This window comes from Frigoribacterium sp. VKM Ac-1396 (assembly GCF_015350895.1).
Lineage (GTDB): Bacteria > Actinomycetota > Actinomycetes > Actinomycetales > Microbacteriaceae > Frigoribacterium.
Window position 1 is genome coordinate 123,541 of the sequence record NZ_JADKSD010000003.1, and the last position, 19,127, is coordinate 142,667.

Below are 19,127 nucleotides of genomic sequence, written 5' to 3' on the forward strand. Positions count from 1 at the left end.
CTCGGGCACGACCGACGAGGGGCCCGCCATGACCGACCACATCGTCGACGGAGCCGTGCCGAAGCACGAGCAGCTCCGCACCATCGTGCAGCGCCTCGCGGCCGAGGCGCAGCCCGGCTCGGCCATCGCGAGCGAGCGCCAGCTCATGCTCGAGTACGGCGTCAGCCGCATCACGGTGCGCGAGGCCGTGGGCCAGCTCGTCAACGAGGGCTGGTTGACGCGGGTGCGCGGCAAGGGCACCTTCGTGGCACACCGGGTGGTGCAGTCCACGCTGCACCTCGCCTCGTTCACCGACGAGATGACGAAGCTCGGGCACGTGCCGAGCACCGTCGTGCTGGTCAAGGCCGAGACGACTCCCCCGCCCGAGACGGCCGCGGCGCTCGGGCTCGGGGTCGGCGCACCGGCGTTCCACGTCAAGCGCCTGCGGTTGGCCGACGGCGTGCCGGTCAGCATCGACGACGGCTGGTACCCGCCCGAGCTGCTGCCGGGCCTGCTCGACCGCGACCTCAGCCGGTCGCTGTACCGCACGCTCGACGGCGACTATGCCACGCCGATCACGCGGGCGACCCAGACGGTCAGCGCCGAGGGGGCCGACGCGGACGTCGCCACCCTGCTCGGCACGAGCGAGGGCGCCCCGGTGCTGTACTTCGACCGCGTCTCGTTCGCCGGCGACGTGCCGCTCGAGCACGCCAAGAGCTGGTACCGCTCGGACCGCTACCGACTGCAGATGCAAGTCGCGTCGGGGACGTCACCAGCCTGACGCCCGGCCATGATCGCACCGCACCGCACCGCTCGGCACCGCTCGGCACCGCTCGGCACCACACCGCATTTCGTGCACCGCACCGCGTCTAGATCGGGTGTGGTGCACGAATCGCGGTGCCATGCCGCCGGGGTCGGCCTCAGAGGTCGAAGAGGGGGGCGCCCGACTCGACGGTCGTGCCGACGGCCTGCTGCGAGACGCTGTCGGGTGCGCTGTCGAGCACCACGACCGGGACGACCGCCGAGTAGCCGGCCTCGGCCACGACCGCCGGGTCGAAGCTGACGACCAGGTCGCCCGCGGCGACGGTCGCTCCCTCGGCCACCGCGAGCTCGAAGCCCGTGCCGCCGAGCTTGACCGTGTCGATGCCCACGTGCACGAGCACGCCCGTGCCGGACCCGTCGACCACGACGAACGCGTGCGGGTGCAGCTTCACGATCTCGCCCGCGATCGGCGAGACGACGGCGACCAGGCCACCGGCAGGAGGCGCGCTCGGCTCGACCGCGACGCCCGCGCCCACGAGCTGCCCGGCGAACACGGCGTCGGGCACGTCGGCGAGCGCCGTCACCCGGCCGGCGACGGGCGAGACGACCGTGGTCACGGCAGCAGGTCGTTGATGTCTTCGGCGAGCGAGTCGGCGATCGTGCCGACGATCACCTGGACGCTGCCGCCCGCGTGGACGACCGCCGTGGCGCCGGCCGCCTTGAGGGCGGCGTCGTCGACGAGCGAGACGTCGCGCACGTCGGTGCGGAGGCGCGTGATGCAGCCCTCGATCTCCTCGATGTTGTCGGCGCCGCCGAGTCCGTCGATCATGGCCTGTGCTTTCGACATGAGCTGTTCTCCTCCGTTGGTCGGTCGCTCGAGGCGACGAGGGTGTCGTCCCAGTTGACACCACCCGTCGGTCTGAGGAAACTACCACTCACTGGTCATGACCGGACAGGACCGCCGCGCCTCGGCGCTCGACGCGACCCGCGCCTCCTGCACCGCTCCACGGCACCACCCGACCCACCCCCGCACCACGGCTGCTCACCGACGAGAGGACCACCTGATGACGACGACGACCGATTCGGCCCCGACCAAGAAGAGGGGCTCGGCCGCGTTCGCGGTGCTACAGCGCCTGGGGCGCAGCCTCATGCTGCCGATCGCCGTGCTGCCCGCCGCGGGCATCCTGCTGCGGCTCGGCCAGGCCGACCTGCTCGGCGCGATCCCGGGCTTCGAGACCGGCGCCTCGGTGATCGGCGCGGCCGGACAAGCCGTCTTCACCTGGCTGCCGCTGATCTTCGCGGTCGGCATCGCCATCGGCTGGGCCAAGAAGAGCGACGGCTCGACCGCCCTCGCGGCCGTGGTCGGCTACATGGTGATCGACGGGGTGTTCAAGGCCATGTCGCCGGTCGTGCTCGCGGGTCGTGAGACGGCGACGGGCGACCCCGAGGTGATCAACTACGGCGTGCTCGGCGGCATCGTGATGGGCATCCTGTCGGCGATGATCTGGCAGCGCTTCTACCGGACGAAGCTGCCCGACTTCCTCGGGTTCTTCTCGGGGCGGCGCATGGTGCCGATCCTCACGGCTGTCACGGGCCTGGTCGTCGGCGTCGTCATGTCGTTCGTCTACCCGCTTTTCAACAACGCGCTCACCGGCATCGGGCAGGCCGTCGCCTCGAACGACGTGATCGGCGGTGGGGTCTACGGCGTCGCCAACCGGCTGCTGATCCCGACTGGCCTGCACCACATCCTCAACTCGGTCGTGTGGTTCTTGGTCGGCGACTACACCAACGCCGGCGGCGAGGTCGTGCGCGGAGACCTGTACCGCTTCTTCGCCGGCGACCCGAGCGCTGGGGTGTTCATGACCGGGTTCTTCCCGATCTTCATGTTCGCCCTGCCGGCGGCCGCCCTCGCGATCTGGCGCCACGCCCGCCCCGAGAAGAAGAAGCTGATCGGCGGCATCATGCTGTCGACGGCCCTGACGGCCTTCCTTACGGGCATCACCGAGCCGCTCGAGTTCTCGTTCATGTTCGTCGCCTGGCCGCTCTACCTGATCCACGCGGTGCTGACCGGCACGTCGATGATGCTGGTGAACGCACTCGACATCCACACCGGGTTCACGTTCTCGGCGGGGTTGATCGACTACGTGCTCAACTTCAACATCTCGCAGAACTCGATCTGGCTCATCCCGATCGGGCTCGGCTACGCGGTCGTCTACTACTTCCTGTTCAGCTTCGTGATCAAGAAGTGGAACCTCAAGACGCCCGGCCGCGAGGACGACGACGCCGCCGGCGCCGAGTCGGTCGAGGCCGCCACGAAGGCCTAGCGACCGCGAGACCCCAGGTCGTGACCGAGACCCCCGTGCGCGCACGGGGGTCTCGGCGCGTTCCGGGGGTCTCGGTGCGGCGAGGAGGCGCGCTCGGTTCACCCGCGCCTCCTCGTTTTGACAATCATTATCAGTAGCAATAGCGTGACGGGCATGAAGAAGCGCTCGCTGCCGACCCTGATCGTCCTGCCCGCCGCGGCGGCCCTCGTGCTGAGCGGGTGCGCCACCGGCGACGCCGGTGCGACCGGCAGCGGCTCCGACGGAGGCGCGATCTCGGTCGTCACGTCGACCAACGTCTACGGCGACATCGCGAAGACCGTCGGCGGCGACCTGGTCGACGTCACGAGCATCATCAGCGACCCCTCGCAAGACCCGCACTCGTACGAGGCCGACGCGCGCACGCAGCTGGCCGTCTCGAAGGCCGACGTGATCGTCGAGAACGGCGGCGGCTACGACCCGTTCGTCGACACGATGGTCGACGCGAGCGGCAGCGACGCCACCGTGATCAACGCGGTCGACGTCTCGGGGCTCGACCCCGAGGCCGGGCACGACGACCACGACCACGGCGACGAGGCCACCGACGCCGCGAGCGACGAGGCCTCCGACGATGCAACGACGGACGACCACGCCGACCACGACCACACCGCCTTCAACGAGCACGTCTTCTACAGCCTGCCGAGCATGGCGAAGCTCGCCACGGCCATGGCCGACGAGTTCGGCGCCGTCGACGCCGCGAACGCCGACACGTTCACCGCGAACGCCGCGGCCTTCGGCACGAAGGTCGCCGACCTGCAGGCGCAGGCCGCGTCCATCGAGACGGCCCACGACGGCGAGTCGGTCGCCTACACCGAGCCCGTGCCCGGCTACCTGTTCGACGCGATGGGCCTGGTCAACGTGACCCCCGACGCGTTCTCCGAGGCGATCGAAGAGGGCGACGACGTCTCGCCCGCCGTGCTCAACGAGACCCTGAAGCTCTTCACCGACGGCCAGGTCGACCTGTTGGCCTACAACGAGCAGACCTCGAGCCCCGAGACCGAGCAGGTCGAGCAGGCCGCGACCGACGCGGGCACAGCGATCGTGCCGGTCACCGAGCTGCTGCCCGAGGGGGAAGACTACGTGTCATGGCAACAGAGCAACATCGACGCGATCTCGGAGGCGCTCGGCAAGTGACCGAGACCGCCAGCGCGACCTCCGTCGCCGCCGCCACCCGCGCCTCCTCGGCCGGTGACGGCGGCGACGCCGTGCTGCGCCTGCGCGACGCGGGCGTCACCTTCGGTCGACGGACGCTGTGGTCGGGGCTCGACCTCGACGTGCGGCCGGGCGAGTTCATCGCGGTGCTCGGGCCGAACGGGGCGGGCAAGACGACCATGCTGCGGACGATCCTGGGGCAGCAGCAGCTGACCGAGGGCAGCATCGAGTTCCTCGGGCGACCGGTCGGTCGCGGCCACCGCCGCATCGGGTACGTGCCGCAGCAGCGGTTGATGGAGTCGGGCACGCCGCTGCGCGCCCGCGACATGATCGCGCTCGGGGTGACGGGCCACCGCTGGGGCCTGCGTCGCGAGTCCGCCGCCGAACGCGCCCGCATCGACGCCCTGGTCGACGAGGTCGGCGCCACGCCGTTCGCGACCTCGCCCGTCGCGAGCCTCAGCGGCGGCGAACAGCAACGCACGCGCGTCGGCCAGGCCCTCGCGGCCGAGCCCGCCCTGCTGCTCTGCGACGAGCCGCTCATCTCGCTCGACCTGCGCCACCAGCGCGAGGTCACCCGCCTGATCGACGAGCAGCGGCGTGCCCGCAACGCCGCGGTCGTGTTCGTCACGCACGACGTCAACCCCATCCTCGACGTCGTCGACCGGGTGCTCTACCTGGCCGGCGGCCGGTTCCGCATCGGCACGCCCGACGAGGTGCTGCGGGCCGACGTGCTCAGCGACCTCTACGGCACCCCGGTCGACGTGATCCGCACCATGGGCCGCGTCGTGATCGTCGGCAGCCACGACGGGCACGACCACCACGTCGACGAGCACCTCGACGACGAGGGGCTCGTCCGATGACCGACCTGTGGTCGCAGCTGTTCAGCTTCCAGGACTTCGGCGAACTGCTCGTGCTCGTGAAGAACAGCGTCATCGCGGGCGCCGTGCTCGGCCTGGTCGGGGGCCTGATCGGCCCGTTCGTCATCACCCGCAACATGCCCTTCGCCGTGCACGGCATCAGCGAGCTCTCGTTCGCCGGCGCCGCGGCCGCCCTGCTGCTCGGCGTCAACGTGGTCAGCGGCTCGCTCGTCGGCAGCCTCGTCGCCGCCCTGCTGATCGGACTGCTCGGCACCCGGGCACGTGAACGCAACTCGATCATCGCGGTGCTGATGCCGTTCGGGCTGGGCCTCGGCATCCTCTTCCTGGCGCTCTACCGGGGGCGCTCGGCGAACAAGTTCGGGCTGCTGACCGGTCAGATCGTGTCGGTCGACAACCCCCAGCTCGGCTGGCTGATCGCCATCTCGGCCGTGGTGATCGTCACGCTCGTCGTCATCTGGCGCCCGCTGACCTTCGCGAGCGTCGACCCCGACGTCGCCGCCGCCGCGGGCGTGCCCGTCCGCACCCTCGGCATCGTCTTCATGCTCGTGCTCGGGCTCTCGGTCGCCGTGTCGGTGCAGATCATCGGCGCGCTGCTCGTGCTCTCGCTGCTCGTGACGCCCGCGGCGGCCGCCCTGCGACTGACGGTGAACCCGCGTCTCGTGCCGGTGCTCAGCGTGACGTTCGCCGTCGTGTCGGTCGTCGGCGGCATCTTGCTCGCCCTCGGCGGCGGCCTGCCGATCAGCCCGTACGTCACGACCATCTCGTTCGCGATCTGGCTGGTCTGCCGGCTCGTGAGCTGGCGGCGGACCGCCGCCGCCGTGGGGCCACGCAGGGGGCCGCGGGTACCCTTGGCCTCGACCGGGGCCTGACGCACCGGGGCTCGACGCACCGGGGACCGATGCACCGGGGACCGATGCACCGGGGCCCGACACACACTCCGGGGTCCGACAGACAGAGAGGCAGGACGACGTGGTGGTCCGACGCAACACGTGGCAACGCGAGGCCGTGCGAGAAGCACTCGGCACGAGCGAGGGGTTCGTCAGTGCCCAGGCGCTGCACGCCCACCTGCGCGACACCGGCATCGGCCTCGCCACCGTCTACCGCGCCTTGGCCGACCTCGCCGCCGACGGTTCGGCCGACTCGCTGCAGCAAGAGGGCGAGAGCCTGTACCGCGCCTGCACCCCGGGCACGCACCACCATCACCTCATCTGCCGCAACTGCGGCACCACGGTCGAGATCGAGGCCGACGAGGTCGAGACCTGGGCCCAGCACATCGCCGCGAAGCACGGGTTCACCGCAGCGCAGCACATCGTCGACGTGTTCGGGCTCTGCCCCGCGTGCACGCTCGAGGCCCGCGCGGCGGCCGACGCCCCCGCGGCCGGCTGACCCGCGCCTCCTCGGCCTGTGCCCGCCGGACGGGTAAAGTTCTGCGGCATGTCACACCTCACATCTCGACCACTCGTCCCGATGCCCGACCGAACCGGCCCGGGCAGTCGTCACGCCACCGAGGCGCGGCGCAGGTCACGCATCGCAGCGGTCGCGCTCGGCGCGACCCTTGCAGGCACCGCCCTCGTCGGGTGCACCGCGACCGGGCCGGGCGCGGTGACCGCGGGGTCGCCGGCCGCTCTCGCGGCCTCGGGCCTCACCGACGAGCAGCGGGCGGCGACCCAGGCCCTCGTGGGCGACTTCGTCGACGCGTTCAACGACGGCGACGCCCGGGCCCTCGCCGCGACGTTCGCCGAGGACGCCGAGTTCGTCAACATCTACGGAACCCGCATGTCGGGGCGAGAAGGCATCGAACGAGGGCATGCCGCCGCGTTCGCCAGCCGCCTCGACGGATCGGAGCTCGTGTTCGACCTCGCCCACGTGGTCGACGTCGACGGCGCCCTGGTGGTCCAGGCCGAGTGGAGCCTGCAGCACTCCCCCGACGCCGTCGACGACGCGCTGCTCGTGCCCGAAGGCAGCGGCGTGCTGACATTCTCGGCCACCTGCCGCCCCGACGACTCGTGCCTGTTCGCCTCGGGGGCGAACGTCCGGGTCGAGACGCCGCCGAGCTGACAGAGGGTTGCGAGGGTTGCGGGGGCTCGGGCGTGTCGCGTAAGCTGTCTCTTTGGTTGGGCGCACTCTGCGCCCATGTGCACCGCCTCCCGGCAACACCGCGCGATCCGACGATCGTGCAGGGGGATCGGCGCGCCGACAAGTGACCTTGGGTGAGGGCTCCGGCCCTCACGGTACCTACGGAGGAAAACCATGGCAGCAACCTGCCAGGTGACCGGAGCCGTTCCCGGTTTCGGACACAACATCTCGCACTCGCACCGACGCACCAAGCGTCGTTTCGACCCGAACATCCAGAAGAAGACGTACTACGTGCCGTCGCTTCGTCGTAACGTGACGCTGCAGCTCAGCGCCAAGGGCATCAAGGTCATCGACGCCCGTGGCATCGAGTCGGTCGTCAAGGACCTGCTCGCTCGTGGGGAGAAGATCTAATGGCTCGTCAACAGGACGTCCGTCCCATCATCAAGCTCCGCTCGACGGCGGGCACCGGTTTCACGTACGTGACCAAGAAGAACCGTCGCAACAACCCCGACCGTCTCGTGCTGAAGAAGTACGACCCGGTCATCCGCAAGCACGTCGAATTCCGCGAGGAGCGCTAACCATGGCCAAGAAGAGCATGATCGCCAAGAACAACCAGCGCGCCGAGATCGTGGCCCGCTACGCCGAGAAGCGCCTCGAGCTGAAGAAGGCCCTGATCGACCCGAACGGTTCGGACGAGAGCCGCGAGGCCGCTCGCCTCGGCCTGCAGAAGCTGCCGCGCAACGCGTCGCCGGTCCGCCTCCGCAACCGCGACTCGGTCGACGGCCGCCCCCGCGGTCACCTCAAGGCCTACGGCATCAGCCGCGTGCGTTTCCGCGACATGGCCCACCGTGGCGAGTTGCCGGGCATCACGAAGTCTTCCTGGTAGGTTTCAACCGGTTCCACAGGGCCCTCGGCTCTCTGGTCTCGACCGCACAGGCATGGTGAACGCCGTGTCTCGTCACACCGAATGAAGTCCGAGGAGGACATTTACATGGCTGACAAGTCACTGAACCGTACCGAGCTCGTCGCAGCTGTCGCATCCGAGTCCGGCCAGAGCCAGGCCGCCGTCAGCGGCGTCGTCGACGCGTTCTTCTCCGTCGTCTCGAAGTCGGTCGCCGACGGCACGAAGGTCACCATCCCCGGGTGGATCGCCTTCGAGAAGACGCACCGCGCCGCTCGCACCGGCCGCAACCCGCAGACGGGTGAGGCCCTCGAGATCGCCGCCAGCGACAGCGTCAAGGTTAGCGCCGGCAGCAAGCTCAAGGCTGCCGTCAAGTAGTCCTCGCTCTCACGAGCACCCGAGAAGGGGCGTGACGACCACCGGTCGTCGCGCCCCTTCTCTCGTGCCACCCCGCCGACACCTCATGCCACCCCGCGTGACGATCACTCGACGTCGAGCGACGGCCCGGACCCCCGCCTGTTCACCAGGTGATCCGACTTACCCTGGTAGACGATGCCCAGACTCGCCCGCACCACGGCCCCCGCACTCCTCGTGCTCGTGGCGTTCGCGTCCCTCCTCGCCGCCCTGAAGTTCGGCGGGGCCGCCGACGCGCCCCTCGTCGTCGACCCGGGCGAGGTCGTGCGCTACGGCCTGCCCATGGCCAAGATGCTGGGCAACGTCGGGGCCGCCTTGACCATCGGCACGCTCTTCCTGACCTGCTTCGCCCTCAGCCGGCGCGAGTCCGAGTACGACCGCGCCATGGACGTCGCGGCGGCCGCGGCCGGCTTCTGGGCGGTCGCGTCGGCGGTCACCACGTTCTTCACCTTCCTCAGCGTCGCCAACGTCCCGGTCACCTTCGACGACCAGTTCGGGCGCACGCTCGCGTTCTTCCTGACGAACACCGAGCTCGGCATCGCCTGGCTCGTCACGACACTCGTCGCGGCGACCGTCACGGTGCTCTGCTTCGTCGTCCGCAACATCTGGCTGGTCGTCGCCGTGACGGTGCTCGCGGCCGGCGGGCTGATCCCCATCGCCGAACAGGGCCACGCGGCTGGCACGAGCGGTCACGACGCCGCCGTCACCGACCTCGCCCTGCACCTCGTCGGCGCCTCGGTCTGGCTGGGCGGCCTGCTGGCCCTCGTGCTGCTGCGCGGGCACCTGTCGACCGGTCGGCTGGCCGTCGTGCTCGCCCGCTACTCGAGCGTCGCGATCATCTGTTTCGTCGTCGTCGCGGTCTCGGGCATCGGCAGCGCCGCGATCCGCATCGGCGACTGGGCGGCCCTGACCACCGGCTACGGCGTGCTCGTGCTGGTCAAGACGTTCGCGCTGGTGGCACTGGGCCTGTTCGGCGTGGTGCAGCGACGCTGGCTCGTCGGCCGTCTCGCGACCCACCCCAAGGCCACCGCGAAGCCGTTCTGGTGGTTCGTGACCGCCGAGCTCGCGTTCATGGGCCTGGCGTCGGGCGTCGCGGCCGCGCTTGCCCGCACGGCGACGCCGGTCGAGCAGGTCGCCGCCACCGACCTGGCCGACCCGACGCCCGCGGTCATCCTCACCGAAGAGGCGCTCCCGCCCGAGCTGACGCCGCTGCGCTACCTCACCGAGTGGAACGTCGACCTGCTCTGGGGCCTGCTCTGCGCCTTCGGCGTCTTCTTCTACCTGGCCGGCGTCGTGCGCCTGCACCGACGCGGCGACCGGTGGCCGATCGGTCGCACCGTCTCGTGGGTGGCCGGCCTCGTCGTGCTCTTCTACATCACCTGCGGCGCCCCGAACGTCTACGAGGAGTACCTCTTCAGCACCCACATGCTCGCGCACATGGCGCTCGGCATGCTCGTGCCGGTGCTGCTCGTGCCGGGTGCGCCGGTGACGCTCGCGCTGCGCACCATCAAGAAGCGCACCGACGGCACGCGGGGCGGCCGCGAGTGGATCATGATCCTCGTGCACTCGCGCGCGGCGACCGTGGTCAGCAACCCGATCGTCTCGGCCGTGCTGTTCGCCGGCTCGCTCTGGGCGTTCTACTACACGCCGCTGTTCAGCTGGGCGACGACGACCCACGTCGGCCACTACTGGATGATCGTGCACTTCGTGATCACCGGCTACCTCTTCGTGCAGTCGATGATCGGCATCGACCCGGTCAAGGGTCGCCTGCCCTACCCGGCACGCCTCGTCGTGCTGCTCGCGACCATGGCGTTCCACGCGTTCTTCGGCCTGGGCATCATGACCGCGACCGGGCTGTTCCTGGCGGACTGGTACGGCGCCATGGGTCGCACCTGGGGGCCGACGCCGATGCAGGACCAGTACGTCGCCGGCGGCATCGCGTGGAGCGTCGGCGAGATCCCCACGATCATCATGGCCATCGCCGTGGCGATCATGTGGCAGCGCAGCGACGGCCGCGAGGCGGTCCGCAAGGACCGTCAGGCCGACCGCGACGACGACGCCGAGCTCAGGGCGTACAACGAGCAGCTCGAGGCGCTGTCGCACCAGCGCGAGCGCACCCGCTGACCCGGGCCGCGGGCCGCGACACAGCAGCACACCGCGCTTCGTGCACGGCACCGCGACTAGTCGGGGTGCGGTGCACGAAACGCGGTGCGGTGCGGTGGGGGTGGGGTGTGACCCGGGGCCGAGGAGGCGCGGGTCGGGCTACGCGAGCATCTCGCGCACCAGCGGCACCACCTTCGTGCCGTACAGCTCGATGCTGCGCATCATGAGCTCGTGCGGCAGGCGGCCCATGCTGTAGCGCATGTCGAAGCGCGTCGCGCCGAGCAGGCGCATGTTCTGCGCGATCTTCGTGGCGACGGTCTCGGGCGAGCCCACGTAGAGCGCGCCGGTCGAGCTGGCGCTGGCCTCGTACTGGGCGCGGCTGTAGGGGGGCCAGCCGCGTTCGCGACCGAGCTGGTTCGTCTGCTCCTCTTGGTACGGGAACAGCGCCTCCTTGGCTTCGTCGTCGGTCTCGGCGACGAAACCGGGCGAGTGCATCGCGATGGGCTGCGAGTCGTGGCCGAACTCGCCGAGGGCACGGCGGTAGAGGTCGGCGTAGGGCGCGAACTGGGCGGGCTGGCCGCCGATGATCGCGAGGAAGAGCGGGAACCCGTAGTGCGCGGCACGGATGACCGACTGCGGCGACCCGCCGACGCCGACCCAGGTGCGGATCGAGCCACCCTCGGTCTTGGGGTAGACCTCTTGGGCGTCGAGGCCGGCGCGCACGGTGCCCGACCAGGTGGTCGGGCCCTCTTTCAGCAGCTCGGCGAAGAGCTGGATCTTCTCCTCGAAGAGCACCTCGTAGTCCTGCAGGTCGAGGCCGAAGAGCGGGAACGACTCGGTGAACGAGCCGCGGCCCAAGATGACCTCGGCACGACCGTTCGAGATCGCGTCGACCGTGGCGAAGCGCTGGAAGACCCGCACGGGGTCGTCCGAGCTGAGCACCGTGACGGCGGAGCCCAGGCGGATGGCCTTCGTGCGGGCGGCGATCGCGGCGAGCACGACCTCGGGAGCCGAGACGGCGAAGTCCTTGCGGTGGTGCTCGCCGACGCCGATGAAGTCGAGGCCGACCTCGTCGGCGAGGACGGCCTGGTCGACCAGGTTGCGGATGGCCTCGGCGTGCGTGACCGGACCGCCGTCGAGGCGGTCGGTGATGTCGCCGAAGGTGTCGAGGCCGAACTCGAGGGGGTGTGCCATGCGGGTGCTCTCCTGATTCATACGTTTGCATCATTCTACGCGATCGGAACCGGTCGCGGGAGGGGCCCCTTGACCGGGGGGTGCCGGGTCGGATAGACAGGTCTCGCATGACAACGCTGTCATCGGCGACACGCGTCGCTCGTCGTGCATCGCGCGTCGCCCCGACCGGGCGACCGCACCCGAGATCACGGGATCAACCCAGGAGAGTGACGATGGCGTCAGGTCGTGTCCAGGTCATCCGGCAGCGCGGGGGCGCACGCTGGGTCGAGCGAGCGAGACGAGCGGGGGTGATGACGACGGCGACGGCTCTCGCCCTCACGGGCACGCTCGTCGGGGCGGGCCCCGCGAACGCCGCGAGCGACGGCGGCGGCGACACCCGCCGGGCGGTCGCCGCCGGCAGCGACTGGCGCACCAGCTTCGAGGCCGCCGACGCGCAGCCCCTGGCCAGCACCCCGTTCGGCGAGCCCGTCAACGTCACCGGGTCGACAGGATTCGTGCCCGGCAGCCTGCTCGGTCACGTCACCGACGTCACGGCGAGCGCCGAGAACGCCCCCGGCGAGACCGCCGTCAACCTCTCGGACGGCAACCCCGCCAGCAAGTGGCTCGCCTTCGAGCGCACCGCCACCGTCACGTACCTGCTCGACTCGCCGCAGACCGCCGCGACCTGGTCGTTGACGAGCGCGAACGACGCGCCCACGCGCGACCCGCGCGACGTGACCCTGCTCGGCTCGACCGACGGCGGCACGACCTGGACGACCGTCGACCAGCGCTCGGGCACCGCGTTCGCCGGTCGCGGCACGACCGTCGACTTCGCCGTCCCGGCACCGGCCGCCTACGACGCGTACCGGCTCGACATCACGGCCAACGGCGGTGCGGGGCTGACCCAACTCGCCGACTGGACGCTGAACGACGGGACCGACGCCGCGCCTCCTGCCGGCCCGATGGTGACCGTCGTGGGCTCGGGGCCGGTCAGCGGCCCGAACATGAAGCCGGGCGCCGGCTTCAGCGGCACGAAGTCGCTCCGCTACGCGGGCGAGCACACGGCCGCCGGGCCCGCCTCGGCCAGCAACGTGCTGTACGACGGCCTCGACCTCGCGATCGGCGAGACGAGCGAGTTCTCGTACAAGGTGTTCCCCGAGCTGGGCGGCGACCTGCAGTACCCCGCGACCTACGCCGCCGTCGACCTGGTGCTCTCGGACGGCACGCGCGTCAGCGCCGCCGACGGCGTCGTCGACGCCCACGGCGAGGGCGTCTCGGCCGCGGCCCAGGGGTCGTCGAAGATCCTCTACGCCGACCAGTGGAACTCGGTGCGCGTCCCCCTCGGCGACCTGGCGGGCAAGACCGTCGAATCCGTCGTGTTCACGTACGACAACGCCGGCGGCACCGCCGACACGCGCTTCCAGGGCTGGATCGACGACCTCGACCTCGACCCGGCACCCGCGCGGGTGGACGGGTCGAGCCTGGTGGACCACGTCGACACGCGCCGCGGAACGAACTCGACGGGCAGCTTCAGCCGGGGCAACAACATCCCCGCGGCGACGGTGCCGAACGGCTTCAACTTCTGGACGCCCATGACGAACGCGTCGAGCCAGACCTGGCTCTACGACTACGCCCGCGGCAACGACGCGTCGAACCTGCCGACCCTGCAGGGCATCGGCGTCTCGCACGAGCCGAGCCCGTGGATGGGCGACCGCAACCAGCTCGCGATCCTGCCCTCGACGACGGCCGCCCAGGCCGGAGGCGCGGGCGCGCCGGACGCGACGCTCACCACCCGTGCCCTGTCGTTCGACCACGGCGACGAGATCGCCCGGCCCGACCTCTACGCCGTGCAGACCACCAGCGGCCTCGAGGCCGCCGTCACGCCGACCGACCACGGCGCCGTGATGCGCTTCGCGTTCCCCGAGACCGCCGGCACCGACCCGGCGAGCGCCGCCCGGACGGGCAGCGTCATCGTCGACCGCGTGGCCGGCACGTCCGGCCTGGTCGTCTCGGCCGACGGCACGGTCAGCGGCTGGGTCGAGGGCGGCTCCGGCCTGTCGACGGGCGCGACGCGCATGTTCGTCAGCGGCACGTTCGACCGCACGCCCACCTCGGTGGGCCTGCCCGCCGGCGACCGCGACGGCGCGCAGTACGCGTCGTTCGACGCCTCGGCGACCAGCGCCTCCGGAAGCCCCGTCGGCGTCGTCGAGCTGCGGCTCGCGACGTCGTTCATCTCGCTCGAACAGGCGACCCGCAACCTCGACCTCGAGGTCACCGGGCGCAGCTTCGACGAGGTGCAGGCCGACGCCGCCCGCCAGTGGGACGAGCGCCTCGGCGTGATCACGGTCGAGGGCGCCCGCGACGACCAGCTCGCGACCCTGTACGGCAGCCTCTACCGGCTGAACATGTACCCGAACTCGCAGTTCGAGAACACCGGCACGGCCACGTCGCCCGACTACCGCTACGCCAGCCCCGTGGCACCGGTGCAGGGCACCGCGACCGACACGACCACGAACGCGCAGGTGAAGAGCGGCAAGGTCTACGTCAACAACGGCTTCTGGGACACCTACCGCACCGTGTGGCCCGCCTACTCGATGCTCTACCCCGACGTCGCGAGCGACCTCATGGACGGCTTCGTGCAGATGTACCGCGACTCGGGCTGGATCGCGCGCTGGTCGAGCCCCGGCTACGCCGACCTGATGACCGGCACGAGCTCGGACGTCGCGTTCGCCGACGCCTACGTCAAGGGCGCGGTCGACGGCGGTCTCGCCCTCGAGGCGTACGACGCCGCGCTGAAGAACGCGTCGGTCCAGCCGACCGAGAGCGGCGTGGGGCGCAAGGGCCTCGACCAGTCGCTCTTCGTCGGCTACACGCCGGCCACGACGGGCGAGAGCGTGTCGTGGGGGCTCGAGGGCCACATCAACGACTTCGGGCTCGGGCAGATGGCGGCGAAGCTCGCCGACGACCCCGCCACCCCGGAGGCGCGGCGTGCGCAGCTGAGGGAGGAGTCGGCCTGGCTGCTCGACCGCGCCCACGAGTACGGGTCGCTGTTCGACCCGTCGATCGGGTTCTTCCAGGCCCGGAACGCCGACGGCAGCTTCCAGCAGGCCGCGGACGCCTACGACCCCGAGTCGTGGGGCGGCGCCTACACCGAGACGAACGGCTGGAACTTCGCCTTCCACGCGCCGTTCGACGTCGCCGGCCTCGCCGCGCTCTACGGCGGCTCGGACGGGCTCGACGCGAAGCTCGCCGAGTTCTACGCGACCCCCGAGGAGGCCGACAAGCCCGGCGGCTACGGCGGCGTGATCCACGAGATGGTGGAGGCGCGTGACGTGCGGATCGGTCAGCTCGGCATGAGCAACCAGGTCTCGCACCACATCCCGTACGTCTCGGCCGCCAACGGCGACCCGGCGACGACGCAGCGGGTGGTGCGCGAGATCACGCAGCGCCTGTTCGTCGGCAGCGACATCGGCCAGGGCTACCCCGGCGACGAGGACAACGGCGAGATGTCGTCGTGGTTCGTGTTCTCGGCACTCGGCTTCTACCCGCTCGCCATGGGCACCGACTCGTACACGATCGGCTCGCCGCTCTTCGACGAGGCGACGCTGCACCTGGGGTCGGGCAAGACGTTCACCGTGCGCGCCGACGGCAACTCGAACGACGCCGTCTACGTGCAGTCGGCCCGCCTGAACGGCGAGGCGATCGACACCGCCTCGCTGTCGCAAGAGGCCGTCGCCGCCGGCGGGACGCTCGAGTTCACCATGGGGACGACCCCGAGCTCGTGGGCGACGACCGCCCCCGAGCCGGTCGACCTGCCCACGCCGCTGGTCGACGCCACGACGCCCGGCCAGGGCGTGCTGAGCTCGAGCGACGGCACCGTGCTCGACCGCCTGGTCGACGACTCGGCGGTCACGCCCGTGACGTTCGACCTGCCCGACGCCGCCGTCACCTGGCGGTCGGCCTCGGGGCCGGTCACGGTCTCGCGCTACACGCTGACGAACGGGCCGACCGGCTCGGCGGCACCCACCGGGTGGACGCTCGAGGGGTCGACCGACGGCACCACCTGGCTGCCGCTCGACGAGCGCGCCGCGCAGACCTTCCCGTCCGCGCTGCAGACCCGACCGTTCACCGTCACCGACCCGCGGCCGTTCAGCTGGTACCGGATCACCACGACCGGCACCACCGACGGTCGGGCGGCGACGCTGTCCGAGCTCGAGCTGATGGCCGACACCACGGCGACCGGCGGCGAGTTCACCCTCAACGGCAAGCCGGGGCTGAGCGTCGAGGCGGGGACCGCGTTCGCGGGCTCCGTGGCGACGGTGACCAGCGCCTCCTCGTCCGGGGCGACCGTGCCCGACGGGCTCGTGGCGACGGTCGACTGGCTCGACGGCCGCGGACCGCAGGCGGCGACGCTCACCGCGACCGCGCTCGGCGGCTGGGACGTGACGGCACCCGCCACGACCTTCGACGCAACGGGCACCTACACGGCGATCGTCACCGCGACCGACGGCACCGACTCGGCCAGCACCACGGTCGACCTCGCCGTCACCCGCACCGCCCCGACCCTCGTGGGCGCGTTCGACAGCGTCTGCCTCGGCGAACCGGGCCAGGCCGCGAACTGCGACTACCTGCAGAACGGGTTCTCGCGTCCGTCGCTGGCCGACGCCGGCTTCGTGCAGGGGACCGTGGTCGCCGTGCCCGGCACCGCGCTCGACTTCGACCTGCCGGCGATCCCGGCGGGCGAGCCCGACAACGCCACCGGCGCCGGCCAGGTGCTGCCCCTGCACCTCGGGGACGACGTGACGCAGCTGTCGGTGATCGGCACGGCGAACGAGCGGGCTCAACAGACCGTCGGCACGCTGACCTTCGACGACGGCAGCACCCAGCCGTTCCCGATCGAGTTCGGTGACTGGACGGCGGGCGTCACCACGCCGACCTTCGGCAACGTCGTCGTCGCGACCTCGCAGGGACGCACGAACGGGGCGAACGGCTCGGACGGCGCCGTCGCCGGGGTCTACGCCACGGCACCGGTCACGCTGCCCGAGGGCAAGACGGCCGTGTCGCTGACGCTGCCGGTGCAGACGGGCGACCCCCGGGCCGCCGGACGCATCCACGTGTTCGCGCTGGCGACGGACGGGACGCGACTCGCGCCTCCGGCCGACCTCGCGGTGACCGGCAGCTCGGCGGGGCTCTCGGGCACCGCGGGCACCGAGGTCTCGGGCGCGCTGGCCACGGTCACCGGCGGAGCGGACGGCGTCGACGCCGTCCCGGCCGACGGCACCGTGACGGCGACCGTGAACTGGGGCGACGGCACCGCCGTCGGCACGGGCACGGTCGCGGGCGGCGTCGTCTCGGGGGCACACGCCTACGCACTGCCGGGCAACTACACCGTCACGGTCACGGCCGACGACGGTCGCTCGAGCGCGGCGGGCACGACGACCGTGACGGTCGCGGCGGCACCGGTCGACCCGGGGCCCGGCACGCCGGGTAACCCGGGGACGCCTGGCGACCCGGGGACGCCCGGTGACCCGGGGACGCCCGGTGACCCGGGGACGCCCGGTGAGCCCGGCGCGCCTGGTGACCCGGGGACGCCTGGTGAGCCCGGCACGTACGCGCCCTCGCTGCGGGTGCTGGCGCAGTCCGCGACGCGCGGAACCGTGGTGCCGGTCGACGGCGACGGGTTCGCGCCGAACGAGACGGTCGCGCTGACCCTGTTCAGCGACCCGATCGCGCTCGGCACGGTGACCGCCGACGCGGACGGCATCGTCCGCGGGTCGTTCACCGTCCCGGCCGACGCCACCACGGGCGCCCACGAGGTCGAGGCCCTGGGAGGCACGTCGCAGGTGGCCGTGCGCGTCGCGTTCGGAGTCGTCGACGTGGCCCCGGCCGACACCGGCGCCGCTCCCGTACGACCCGGCTCGTACGACGGCAGCCTCGCCTACACGGGCGGCACCGTCGGGCAGCCCCTGGACGCGGGCGTGCTGGCCGGCATCCTGCTGGCCGCGGGTGCCCTCGCGCTCGGCATCGAGGCGGCACGACGTCGCCGCCGCTCGTTGCTCGCGGCGGACACCTTGTAGCGGCTGGGCGGCGCGCGGCGGCGCGGCGCGCGGCGGCGCGGCGCGCGGCTCACGACGACGACCCTCGGCCCCGGCGGCCGGGGGTCGTCGTCGTGCGTGGCGCCGGTCGAGGGTCGTGGATCGTGGGGCGTGGCAGGTCGTGGCGTCGGCGGCTCAGCGCCAGCCGACCCCCGGGCCGACCTCGCCCGAGCCCCGCGGCACCAGCGTCGTGGGGATGACGACCCGCCGGGCCGCCCGCTCACGCCCGGGCCCGGTGGGTTCGAGTGCCAGGCGTGCGGCCTCGCGTCCCATCTCGCAGGGCTCGTGGGACACGACGGTGACACCCAGCAGGTCCGCGAGCTCGAAGTCGTCGAACCCGACGAGGGCAGGAGGCGCGGCGAGGCCCCGCAGCGCCGAGAGCGCTCCGATCGTCACCCGGTTGTTGCTCGTGAAGACGGCGGTCGGCGGCTCGGGCAACGAGAGCAGGTCGCGCATGCCGCTGCGGGCCGACGCCGCGTCGTGGCGGTCCTCGCGCACCCACTCGCGCCAGCCGACGACGCCCGCGGCGTCGAGCGCCTCGCCGTACCCGGTCAGCCGTTCGAGGTGCGTCGAGAGCCGCGAGTAGTCGCCCACGAAGCCGATGCGCCGGTGGCCGTGGGCGAGCAGGTGCTCGACGGCGAGGCGGGCGCCGGCCGCGCTGTCGAGCAGCACCGCGTCGGCCTGCAGGCCGACGGGTGGGCGGTCGACGAACACGACGCGCACGCCGCGCTCCTGCAGCACCGCCATGTCGACGTGGGAGGCGCGGGTCGACGCCACGACGAGCGCCCGCACCTGCCGCGACACGAGCTCGTCGACGAGCTCGCGCTCGCGCGCGCCGTCCTCGTCGGTGCTGGCGACCACGAGCTGCATGCCGTGGCCTCGGAGCTCCTGCTCGAGGCCCGACGCGATCGCCGCGTAGAACGGGTTGGCGAGATCGCCCGTGACGAAGCCGACGACCGTCGACCGGATGCCCCGTCGCAGCATGCTCGCCGGCCCGTTCAGGCGGAAGGCGAGCTCTTCGGCGGCGACCACCACGCGGCGACGCGTCTCGTCCGCGACGTGCGGCTCGCCGTTCAGGGCACGGGAGGCGGTCTTGAGGCTGACGCCCGCCCGCGCCGCCACGTCGACCAGGGTCGCCAGAGGCCGCGCCTCGTCGACCACGTCCTCGCCCGCCACGGGCACAGTATGGCAGCGGCGCCTCGGGGGCCGCGGTGCACCGGAGGTGCCGCGCGTG

General features: G+C 71.7%; 17 protein-coding genes. 13 read left to right on the top strand and 4 right to left on the bottom strand.

Going from position 1 to position 19,127, the window contains the following annotated elements:
• The first annotated feature begins 28 nt into the window (after positions 1-28).
• Entirely contained in the window at positions 29-760 is a 732-nt protein-coding gene (locus ITJ55_RS12840; RefSeq protein WP_194595758.1) for a GntR family transcriptional regulator, read from the top strand.
• A gap of 139 nt (positions 761-899) precedes the next feature.
• Here ITJ55_RS12840 and ITJ55_RS12845 read toward each other — a convergent pair whose 3' ends face one another.
• Together ITJ55_RS12845 and ITJ55_RS12850 are read right to left on the bottom strand one after the other, a co-directional pair.
• Entirely contained in the window at positions 900-1,358 is a 459-nt protein-coding gene (locus ITJ55_RS12845) for a PTS glucose transporter subunit IIA (protein ID WP_194595759.1), read from the bottom strand.
• Complete coding sequence (locus ITJ55_RS12850) at positions 1,355-1,588, bottom strand: glucose PTS transporter subunit EIIB (RefSeq protein ID WP_043594109.1); 234 nt, start codon at positions 1,586-1,588, stop codon at positions 1,355-1,357. Before ITJ55_RS12850 ends, ITJ55_RS12845 begins: the two co-directional genes overlap by 4 nt.
• A gap of 217 nt (positions 1,589-1,805) precedes the next feature.
• On the opposite strand from ITJ55_RS12850, the gene ITJ55_RS12855 reads away from it, so the two are divergent.
• The 11 genes from ITJ55_RS12855 (at position 1,806) to ITJ55_RS12905 (ending at position 10,646) form a co-directional block, all read left to right on the top strand.
• Positions 1,806-3,065 carry a PTS transporter subunit EIIC gene (locus ITJ55_RS12855; RefSeq protein ID WP_194595760.1) on the top strand — a complete coding sequence of 420 codons (1,260 nt, stop codon included), beginning with the start codon at positions 1,806-1,808 and terminating at the stop codon, positions 3,063-3,065.
• A 153-nt stretch (positions 3,066-3,218) separates the two neighbouring features.
• On the top strand, positions 3,219-4,235 hold the full coding sequence (locus ITJ55_RS12860; RefSeq protein ID WP_194595761.1) for a metal ABC transporter solute-binding protein, Zn/Mn family: 1,017 nt from the start codon (positions 3,219-3,221) through the stop codon (positions 4,233-4,235).
• Positions 4,232-5,113 (top strand): metal ABC transporter ATP-binding protein, encoded by an 882-nt coding sequence (locus ITJ55_RS12865; RefSeq protein ID WP_369814052.1) that lies wholly within the window; start codon positions 4,232-4,234, stop codon positions 5,111-5,113. Before ITJ55_RS12860 ends, ITJ55_RS12865 begins: the two co-directional genes overlap by 4 nt.
• The gene (locus ITJ55_RS12870) at positions 5,110-6,000 is read left to right on the top strand and encodes a metal ABC transporter permease (protein WP_056260525.1); all 891 of its coding nucleotides are present in this window, start codon (positions 5,110-5,112) and stop codon (positions 5,998-6,000) included. Before ITJ55_RS12865 ends, ITJ55_RS12870 begins: the two co-directional genes overlap by 4 nt.
• Positions 6,001-6,103: 103 nt before the next feature.
• Positions 6,104-6,517 carry a transcriptional repressor gene (locus ITJ55_RS12875; protein WP_194595762.1) on the top strand — a complete coding sequence of 138 codons (414 nt, stop codon included), beginning with the start codon at positions 6,104-6,106 and terminating at the stop codon, positions 6,515-6,517.
• 81 nt (positions 6,518-6,598) lie between these two features.
• Positions 6,599-7,189, top strand: coding sequence for an SgcJ/EcaC family oxidoreductase (locus tag ITJ55_RS12880; protein ID WP_194595763.1), 591 nt, complete (start codon positions 6,599-6,601; stop codon positions 7,187-7,189).
• 192 nt (positions 7,190-7,381) lie between these two features.
• The gene (rpmB, locus tag ITJ55_RS12885) at positions 7,382-7,618 is read left to right on the top strand and encodes a 50S ribosomal protein L28 (protein WP_043595945.1); all 237 of its coding nucleotides are present in this window, start codon (positions 7,382-7,384) and stop codon (positions 7,616-7,618) included.
• Positions 7,618-7,785, top strand: a complete 168-nt coding sequence (gene rpmG / locus ITJ55_RS12890) for a 50S ribosomal protein L33 (protein ID WP_043595944.1) — start codon at positions 7,618-7,620, stop codon at positions 7,783-7,785. The genes rpmB and rpmG overlap by 1 nt, the downstream gene beginning before the upstream one ends.
• A 2-nt stretch (positions 7,786-7,787) precedes the next feature.
• A complete protein-coding gene (gene rpsN / locus ITJ55_RS12895) occupies positions 7,788-8,093 on the top strand; it encodes a 30S ribosomal protein S14 (RefSeq protein WP_043595941.1) in 306 nt (101 codons plus the stop codon).
• 105 nt (positions 8,094-8,198) lie between these two features.
• Positions 8,199-8,486, top strand: a complete 288-nt coding sequence (locus tag ITJ55_RS12900; protein ID WP_043595940.1) for an HU family DNA-binding protein — start codon at positions 8,199-8,201, stop codon at positions 8,484-8,486.
• Positions 8,487-8,660: 174 nt separating this feature from the next.
• Entirely contained in the window at positions 8,661-10,646 is a 1,986-nt protein-coding gene (locus ITJ55_RS12905) for a cytochrome c oxidase assembly protein (RefSeq protein ID WP_194595764.1), read from the top strand.
• Positions 10,647-10,784: 138 nt separating this feature from the next.
• Here ITJ55_RS12905 and ITJ55_RS12910 read toward each other — a convergent pair whose 3' ends face one another.
• Positions 10,785-11,819: an LLM class flavin-dependent oxidoreductase gene (locus ITJ55_RS12910; RefSeq protein WP_194595765.1), complete on the bottom strand. Its 1,035-nt coding sequence runs from the start codon at positions 11,817-11,819 to the stop codon at positions 10,785-10,787.
• Positions 11,820-12,109: 290 nt separating this feature from the next.
• Between ITJ55_RS12910 and ITJ55_RS12915 the strand changes: the two genes are divergently transcribed.
• Positions 12,110-17,875: a GH92 family glycosyl hydrolase gene (locus ITJ55_RS12915; protein ID WP_228498519.1), complete on the top strand. Its 5,766-nt coding sequence runs from the start codon at positions 12,110-12,112 to the stop codon at positions 17,873-17,875.
• A gap of 153 nt (positions 17,876-18,028) precedes the next feature.
• Here the strand turns inward: ITJ55_RS12915 and ITJ55_RS12925 are convergent, their stop codons facing one another.
• Positions 18,029-19,069, bottom strand: coding sequence for a LacI family DNA-binding transcriptional regulator (locus ITJ55_RS12925; RefSeq protein ID WP_370544162.1), 1,041 nt, complete (start codon positions 19,067-19,069; stop codon positions 18,029-18,031).
• Positions 19,070-19,127 lie beyond the last annotated feature (58 nt).

What these genes read in the sequence shown, in the direction of transcription:
- rpmB (WP_043595945.1), top strand. Translation starts at nt 7,382, where the DNA reads ATGGCAGCAACCTGCCAGGTGACCGGAGCCGTTCCCGGTTTCGGACAC.
- rpsN (WP_043595941.1), top strand. Translation starts at nt 7,788, where the DNA reads ATGGCCAAGAAGAGCATGATCGCCAAGAACAACCAGCGCGCCGAGATC.
- ITJ55_RS12850 (WP_043594109.1), bottom strand. Translation starts at nt 1,588, where the DNA reads ATGTCGAAAGCACAGGCCATGATCGACGGACTCGGCGGCGCCGACAAC.
- rpmG (WP_043595944.1), top strand. Translation starts at nt 7,618, where the DNA reads ATGGCTCGTCAACAGGACGTCCGTCCCATCATCAAGCTCCGCTCGACG.
- ITJ55_RS12870 (WP_056260525.1), top strand. Translation starts at nt 5,110, where the DNA reads ATGACCGACCTGTGGTCGCAGCTGTTCAGCTTCCAGGACTTCGGCGAA.
- ITJ55_RS12905 (WP_194595764.1), top strand. Translation starts at nt 8,661, where the DNA reads ATGCCCAGACTCGCCCGCACCACGGCCCCCGCACTCCTCGTGCTCGTG.
- ITJ55_RS12915 (WP_228498519.1), top strand. Translation starts at nt 12,110, where the DNA reads ATGACGACGGCGACGGCTCTCGCCCTCACGGGCACGCTCGTCGGGGCG.
- ITJ55_RS12900 (WP_043595940.1), top strand. Translation starts at nt 8,199, where the DNA reads ATGGCTGACAAGTCACTGAACCGTACCGAGCTCGTCGCAGCTGTCGCA.
- ITJ55_RS12860 (WP_194595761.1), top strand. Translation starts at nt 3,219, where the DNA reads ATGAAGAAGCGCTCGCTGCCGACCCTGATCGTCCTGCCCGCCGCGGCG.
- ITJ55_RS12910 (WP_194595765.1), bottom strand. Translation starts at nt 11,819, where the DNA reads ATGGCACACCCCCTCGAGTTCGGCCTCGACACCTTCGGCGACATCACC.
- ITJ55_RS12855 (WP_194595760.1), top strand. Translation starts at nt 1,806, where the DNA reads ATGACGACGACGACCGATTCGGCCCCGACCAAGAAGAGGGGCTCGGCC.
- ITJ55_RS12840 (WP_194595758.1), top strand. Translation starts at nt 29, where the DNA reads ATGACCGACCACATCGTCGACGGAGCCGTGCCGAAGCACGAGCAGCTC.
- ITJ55_RS12880 (WP_194595763.1), top strand. Translation starts at nt 6,599, where the DNA reads ATGCCCGACCGAACCGGCCCGGGCAGTCGTCACGCCACCGAGGCGCGG.